At 43.5% G+C, this 6,247-nt stretch carries 6 protein-coding genes; 2 read left to right on the top strand and 4 right to left on the bottom strand.

Translation table 11 applies throughout. From position 1 onward, the window contains the following. Positions 1-229 precede the first annotated feature (229 nt). Positions 230-586: a hypothetical protein gene (locus QUB51_RS11880; RefSeq protein WP_333056758.1), complete on the top strand. Its 357-nt coding sequence runs from the start codon at positions 230-232 to the stop codon at positions 584-586. 367 nt (positions 587-953) lie between these two features. Here QUB51_RS11880 and QUB51_RS11875 read toward each other — a convergent pair whose 3' ends face one another. From QUB51_RS11875 to QUB51_RS11865, 3 genes are all read right to left on the bottom strand, one after another. Further along, a complete protein-coding gene (locus QUB51_RS11875) occupies positions 954-1,298 on the bottom strand; it encodes an NAD(P)H-quinone oxidoreductase subunit M (RefSeq protein ID WP_333209099.1) in 345 nt (114 codons plus the stop codon). Positions 1,299-1,373: 75 nt separating this feature from the next. Beyond that, positions 1,374-1,895, bottom strand: coding sequence for a hypothetical protein (locus tag QUB51_RS11870; RefSeq protein WP_333209101.1), 522 nt, complete (start codon positions 1,893-1,895; stop codon positions 1,374-1,376). Positions 1,896-2,171: 276 nt separating this feature from the next. Further along, positions 2,172-3,908, bottom strand: coding sequence for a pentapeptide repeat-containing protein (locus QUB51_RS11865; RefSeq protein WP_333209103.1), 1,737 nt, complete (start codon positions 3,906-3,908; stop codon positions 2,172-2,174). 46 nt (positions 3,909-3,954) lie between these two features. Between QUB51_RS11865 and QUB51_RS11860 the strand changes: the two genes are divergently transcribed. After that, positions 3,955-4,734, top strand: a complete 780-nt coding sequence (locus tag QUB51_RS11860; protein ID WP_333298187.1) for an ion transporter — start codon at positions 3,955-3,957, stop codon at positions 4,732-4,734. A gap of 108 nt (positions 4,735-4,842) precedes the next feature. Here QUB51_RS11860 and QUB51_RS11855 read toward each other — a convergent pair whose 3' ends face one another. Further along, positions 4,843-6,219, bottom strand: coding sequence for an ATP-binding protein (locus QUB51_RS11855; protein WP_333056762.1), 1,377 nt, complete (start codon positions 6,217-6,219; stop codon positions 4,843-4,845). Between the last annotated feature and the right edge of the window lie 28 nt (positions 6,220-6,247).

Raw genomic sequence — 6,247 nt, 5'->3', positions numbered from 1 at the left:
AGATATTTAGTTCCAGCCCCCAGATTCATCTGTGGAATCAATCTAAAATCTAAAATCTAAAATCTCAAATCGACTGATGGACGCAAGCCCCCGACAGGAGTCGTGGAAAGCCAAAAAAATTAGATATTTAGTTCCAGCCCCCAGATTCATCTGTGGAATCAATCTAAAATCTAAAATCTAAAATCTCAAATCGACTGACCGGCCTCTGCAAGCTGTTGAGTATTTAACCATGGCCCCACATGAACCCAGCGCCTTTTCCAAGAATTTGCCCGATCCGAAGCGGCTGCCTGCTGTTGAAATAGACGAAATACTCACTAGCATTCAACATTCTCACAGTTTCTATTACAAAGTGATGAATCTTGAGGTTTGGGCGCTGGTGGAAACCTTGGATGGGATGTTTCCCGGCGCTTGGGGTCAGTTTATGAGCAACCGCCAACTTGCAGTTAAACAGTTTTTGGAACGCGATCGCGTTCCAAATTCTCCGGTTGATGCTGAGGATGCGGGGGAGAAGTCCGATCGAAGTCAGAAGAAGGAAGAAGCCGGGAGTCAGGAGTCAGGAGTCAGAAACAAGCAGGAAGAAGAATAAAAGCAGATTTTCAGCTTTAAACCCCCCGTACTCCCAGGGCGGTTTCATTCTCACCAAAAACATGAATTTTGTAGGGGCCGTGCTACCCCTACAAGAAAATGAAACCGCCCTGCGGTACTCCCGTGATTAAGAGGAGTAGGGGGGATCGAAACTCAGCTACAAGCGACATTTATTATGGGTTTCAATCTTAAGTTGACATACAGCGGATTCCAGGTTTATAAAGTACACCCCAGAAACCGGGTTTCTTCTGGATTTCTCGCCAGAAACCGGTTTTATTCAAGAAACCCGGTTTCTCTGTACTTCACTTACCTGGAAAGTGCTGTAAATGCCGATCGCCCGTTAGCGAAGCCCTCGAAGAGGATCGCCCTTACAGGTGAATTTTGGCATCAACTTGAGGCAATCCCATGCTGTAGTTGACAGCGCGGCTGTTGAGATTGTAGCTGATTTGACCTTTTTGTAAGAGCGATCGTACCAAGTGTTCCAACTCCGAACCGATGCGGCGGAGGTTGTACTCGGTCAAGTCTTCGCCCTCGTAAGCGTCTACGAGTTGGTCAAATTTGGCATATACCTCTTTGACTGACTCGTCATTCCAGTTAAGTTCGTTATCTGGGTCAATGTCGAGGGTCAAAAGGTCGTTGCTGGGTACGAGTTCGTTATCTTCGAGGATGGCGGTGTATATGCGAATATGGCGGGTTGTTGACTTAAGCTGCATGACTTCTTATGTGTAAAGATTTTTTGCTGAATTAATTGTAATGGCACAGAGATGCGCGGGGAGGGTTGGCGATCGTCAATTTCTCGGAATCCCGAAATTTTTTAGTTGTTCGGCAGTCCAATTTTTGTAATATTCAGTTTTCTCTAAAGCATCGGAAGCTGGCTTCAGCTTAGAATTTACTTGAACAGTGAAGCCCGGATACGGCATCCTCCTAGTATGAAGCCCGTCAATATTAAAATCTTCTTCGGGATGGATGTGAAAAGCCAGCAAGCCCAATTCTGAAATCTGATTATTCAATTTGTCTATCAATTCTTTAGTTTCGGGCGCACTAATTGCAGTTTTTTCGGGATTAATTACTACCATGATTTCAAATTCAGAATTGTAAAATTCATAAATTGATTTCATTATGGCAGAATCGCGATCGAACTCAGTCATGGCTGAAAACCGCTCGATTTTGAATAAAATTTGATTAGCCAAGCGTGCTTTTTTAGCGAAAGGACAAATTGGTAAATCGCTGAAAATTGGATGCGGTAACTCGACAAACTCGGTCATCCATCGGAGGGTAGATTCTATAATTTCCGTGTCAGATTCATTCATCGACAATCTATGTATTTGATCTTTCACACTCATCATACTCTATTTGTATGGAGGGCGATGCACACCTTTGGTGTCAATTTAACACTATTTCCCTCAGTCCGGCAGGGAATTTATTCCCTGCCTCATAGCAAAAGTCCTCGGTCGAGGACTGAAGAACTCATTAGTCCTCTTCAGAGGACTTAAGCTATTAGCCAGGGAATTCATTCCCTGGCGGACTTTCGGTTCAACTCACACCAATACATTGCCCACCTTGCTGTTTACTATTGGCGATCGAATTTATTTGTGAATTGTGCCGTCTGGCATAATTGCACCTGTGAGTGTTGCCTTGTCCAGATTTGCTCCAAGCAGTTTAGCTTCCTTGAGGTTAGTTTTCTCTAAGTTTGCATAGCTCAAATTTGCCCCACACAAGTTTGCAGAATTTAAGTCTGCTTCACTTAAGTTTGCTCGGTGTAGGTTAACCCCAGACAGATTAAAGCCACTCAAGTTTTGCCCGCTCAGATTGACGCTCTGTAAGTTTACCCCAATCAAATTTACCCCTGTGAGGTTAGCACCATCCAAGTTAGCGCCTAAACAGTTTGCCCCACTCAAACTTGCTCCACTTAAGTTAATCCCAATCAACTTGGCATAACTTAGATTTGTACCTGTCAAATTTACCCCACTCAAATTCATGCCACTAAGGTTCACTCCTTGAAGGTTTACCCCAGTCAAACTTACCCCTGTTAAGTTAACACCACTAAGGTTTGCACCACTAAGGTTAACTTTAGTTACCTTCGATTGACTTAAATCGGCTCCTGTTAAGTTAGCGCCACCTAGACTTGCCTGAGTTAAGTTAGCTCTACTGAAGTTTGCTGTAGTCAGGTTGGCGCTATCTAACTTTGCTTCGCTTAAGTTGGCTTGACTAAAATTTGCCTGAATTAGTCTTGCGGAATACAATATTACCTTGGTTAAGTTAGCGCCACTTAAATTAACTTCAATCAAATCAGCATTTTGCAAATTTGTTGAGTTCAAATTTGCACATTGCAAGTTAGCTCCAATCAAATTTACGCCAGTCAATTTGGCATTTGCTAGATTGGCACTGCTCAGGTTTGCTTGACTTAAACTGACATTAGAGTCGAGAGTTTTGCCACTTAGATCCACTCCCGCTAGGTTAATCCCTGTAAAGTCGCGTTCTCCGTCTTTATACCGTTTCCAAAATTCCTCAGCAGTAACAGCAGATTCTTGACTTTTTTGACTAGAATCATCAGTTATTTTGTCAGCATCAGATTCCACAGTATCCGCATTCACAGAAGTAGCAACTGGCTGTTCTACTGCTGCGCTAGATACTGGAATCGGTGTCTCCTCGATCGCCTCTTCGCGCAATAACCGATCCACCCGATCGCTAAACCGCCTCACAACCTCAGCATCATCAACCTTCTCACCAGCATTCGAGCTTTTCTCAACCGCATTCTCAACATAATACTTATCTACAAAACTTTGCAACCCAGCATTATATCCCTGTCCTACCGCCTGAAACCTCCATTCGCCATTCTTCTTATACAAACGTCCAAATTCTAAAGCCGTTTCTTGGGAAAAAATCTGATTTAAATTGTACCGAACCAACTCGCCAAGATTCTCTGAATTGTAAAGCCTGATAAAAGCATTTGTAACTTGACTAAAACTTTGATTCTTTTCCTGTCCCTCGTGAAGAGTCACAACAAACACAATTTCCTGAATAGCCGAATTGATTTTACTCAAATCCACATAAACCGTCTCATCATCTCCGTCTATTTGTCCATTCCTGTTGTCTCCCGAATGCCGCACCGCACCGTCCGGCGATGTCAAATTGTTGTAAAACACAAAATACTTTTCATCAGGAATCCGACCGTCCGCCGCTAACATAAAAACAGATGCGTCAATGTCGCAGTTTTGTGCTGTCTGGCTGACTTGCCAACCCAGGGCGATCGCAATTTTACTGAAATTAGGAGTTTCTTTAGAAAGATTGAACCTTTCACCCTTCGTTAATTCGATACTCATATGCGATAATTCCCTTACCTCATAAATGGTATTAATTATCTCATCTATGTTAACCCGATCGCAAATTGGATTTTATCTCGAAGACATCGAAACCCCAATTGGCAGAACCGTCAATTTAACTCTTACCGGACTAATTCTCCTATCTTCGACCAGCTTCATCGCCGAAACTTACCCGATTTCGGAAACTGTCAGAATTAATTTGCAAACTCTCGATACAGCGCTTTTAGTTGTTTTTGTGTTTGAGTATTTATTGCGACTATGGTGTGCCGAAAATCGAGTTAAATTTATTTTTAGTTTTTTTTCAATTATTGATTTGCTGGCAATATTACCATTTTTACTGGGATTTGTCAACGTCAGTTTTATCCGAATTTTTCGCTGGTTTAGAATTCTCCGACTCATCCGCTTTCTGGAATTAAAAATTTCTATTTTCCGCATCAGCAGCGAAGATGGCGTGATTTTTGCTCGGATTTTGTTTACTTTGCTGGCAATAATTTTTGTTTATTCTGGTTTAATTTATCAAGTCGAACATCCGGCAAATCCCGAAAGTTTTGGAACTTTTTTGGATGCTGTTTATTTCTCGGTTGTCACGATGACCACGGTGGGATTTGGCGATGTTACTCCGATTTCGGAATCCGGCCGTTTTTTGACTATTTTGATGATTTTGACGGGAATTGCTCTGATTCCTTGGCAATTGGGGGATTTGATTAAACACTTAGTTAAAAGTGCTAATCACGGAGAAGCTGTTTGTAAAAGTTGCGGTTGGTCTGTACACGATGCTAATGCTAGATTTTGTAAAATGTGCGGTACTCAGTTAGATAATGGTTGACTGTTGACTGTTGACTGTTGACTGTTGACTGTTGACTGTTGACTACTGCCTCACCCTAGATAATTCATCCGTGTATCCGTGTCAAAATCCGTGTAGTGCTTTCCTTCTTTAAGCTAAGGGTAACAAAATTTCAAATTCAGTGCCTCTGCCTAACTCCGATCGCATTCTGAATGCACCGCCGTGTTTGCCCGTCACTATTTGATAGCTAACCGCTAAACTGGTTTCTTTGAGGGCGCGTTTTTCCGTAGAGAATGATTCTATGATTTTTTTGTACTTGCTAGGTGACATTCCTGGCCCGTTATCGGCTATGCAAATCGACACCCAGCGAACATGAAGTTTATCTAAATCCGGCGCAGGTTCGGGACAGCAGACTTGAGTGGTGATTTCAATTTTAGGCTGGCGATCGGCGTCTCTGACTCCTCCACCTTTGAACTCTTTTGCCAATTCTTGACCGACTGCTTCATTAATTAATGTATGAATAGCATTGGTCAAGATATTCATAAATACTTGGTTTAGCTGTCCTGCATAGCACGGCACTGGTGGCAGGTAGCCGTAGTTTTTCACTACTTGGATTTCCCTAGTCAAACGACTTTTGAGCAGCAAAAGTATGCTGTCTATGTTGGCGTGCAAGTCGGTGGGTTTGGGATAAATATCGTCGATGTGGCAGAAGTTCTGCAAACTGGTTGCTAACTTGCTCAAACGTTCTGCGCCTGATTTGATGCTGGCAACAGTTCGGAGAAAATCGTTTTGCAAAAAGTCATAGTCTATCTCTTCTTTGAGCCGTGCTATTTCCGGCGGGGGTTCGGTACAGTGCGCGTCGTAAGCTGAGAGCAATTCCATCAAGTTTTTGCTGTAGTCGGTGACGTAGGTTAAATTCCCCCAGATAAAGCCTACCGGATCTAAAATTTCGTGGGCTACTCCGTTGACTAAACGCCCTAAACTAGCCATTTTTTCGCTTTGAATCATTTGAGTTTGGGCTCTTTCGTAGCGGACTTGAGTTTCTATGCCGCGAATTTGCCAGTACGCGATGTTTAGTGCGTTAGGGTCTAAGAGGCGGTAAGATTGGGAGTCTATTTGGACGACGATCGGTTCTGCCTGCAATTCGGGCGATCGACGCAGAGCTTGTGGGGCTGCTGCCAAAATGGTTGTACTCTCTGCGAGCAATAATATTTCGAGGCGAGCGTAACTGTAGAGAACTTTCAGCGGCAGGTGCAAAAATAGCTCTGGGCCTTGGGGTTTGAGCAAATATTCCAGCAGTTGCCTGCGGGATATCATGCCAGCAAACTCTTCTGCTTCCATCAACACGACTCCCGGCACTAGGGGATGCTGTTCAAACATTTCGGCAACTGCCACGGCTAAGCAGCTCGATTTAACCTGAAAGTCATACAGGGGCAAATCCCAGAGTGTAGACTCTAGGGAAAGGTCTTGATGGCTGCCTTCGGAGAGTGAAGGGCCAAGGAGTTTGGAACTGAATTTATTTGCCACTGGAACTTTTAGTTGCCGAAACGCTGGG

It is taken from the genome of Microcoleus sp. AT8-A3 (assembly GCF_036705675.1).
Lineage (GTDB): Bacteria > Cyanobacteriota > Cyanobacteriia > Cyanobacteriales > Microcoleaceae > Microcoleus.
This window is presented reverse-complemented; position numbering and strand designations above follow the sequence as displayed.

Bases quoted from the DNA above. Each gene is read 5' to 3' on its own strand.
- QUB51_RS11880 (WP_333056758.1), top strand. From the start codon at position 230: ATGGCCCCACATGAACCCAGCGCCTTTTCCAAGAATTTGCCCGATCCG.
- QUB51_RS11875 (WP_333209099.1), bottom strand. From the start codon at position 1,298: ATGCAGCTTAAGTCAACAACCCGCCATATTCGCATATACACCGCCATC.
- QUB51_RS11870 (WP_333209101.1), bottom strand. From the start codon at position 1,895: ATGAATGAATCTGACACGGAAATTATAGAATCTACCCTCCGATGGATG.
- QUB51_RS11865 (WP_333209103.1), bottom strand. From the start codon at position 3,908: ATGAGTATCGAATTAACGAAGGGTGAAAGGTTCAATCTTTCTAAAGAA.
- QUB51_RS11860 (WP_333298187.1), top strand. From the start codon at position 3,955: ATGTTAACCCGATCGCAAATTGGATTTTATCTCGAAGACATCGAAACC.